The following is a 507-nucleotide window of genomic DNA, read 5'->3' on the forward strand; positions in this document are numbered from 1 at the left end:
CTGCCGGAAAGGAGCACCCAAAACAAAAAACCCCTCTCCCTGGGGGAGAGGGGCCAGGGGTGAGGGTCGTCCCCCAGGGAGAGGGGCCAAGGGTGAGGGTCGTCCCCCAGGGAGAGGGGCCGCGGGTGAGGGATTGGGGGTGAGGGCCTCAGTACAGCGACTCTTCTTGATGGGTGATGATGGTGCAGTCAGAAGTAGGGTAGGCCACGCAGGTTAACACATAGCCCTGCTCGATCTGATCGTCATCCAGGAAGGATTGATCGCTTTGATCCACCGTGCCGCTCACCAGCTTGCCGGCACAGGTCGAACAGGCCCCGGCGCGGCAGGAATAGGGCAGCTCGATCCCTTGCTCCTCCGCCACATCCAAAATGTACTCGTCATCCGGCACATCGATGGTGACGTTCAAGCCTCGCTCTTCGTTGATCAGAGTGACCTTGTAGGTAGCCATCCTGGTTGGGTCTCCAGAAAAAACATCCACTCCTCATCCTGCCACCCTTCTGCCCCGGA

General features: G+C 60.2%; 1 protein-coding gene. It reads right to left on the reverse strand.

Annotated features, from left to right (window positions below; genetic code table 11):
- Positions 1-148: 148 nt before the first annotated feature.
- Positions 149-448: a ferredoxin gene (locus NW853_RS00220; RefSeq protein WP_414336204.1), complete on the reverse strand. Its 300-nt coding sequence runs from the start codon at positions 446-448 to the stop codon at positions 149-151.
- Between the last annotated feature and the right edge of the window lie 59 nt (positions 449-507).

It is taken from the genome of Synechococcus sp. H55.11 (genome assembly GCF_047462475.1).
Lineage (GTDB): Bacteria > Cyanobacteriota > Cyanobacteriia > Thermostichales > Thermostichaceae > Thermostichus.

What these genes read in the sequence shown, in the direction of transcription:
- NW853_RS00220 (WP_414336204.1), bottom strand. Translation starts at nt 448, where the DNA reads ATGGCTACCTACAAGGTCACTCTGATCAACGAAGAGCGAGGCTTGAAC.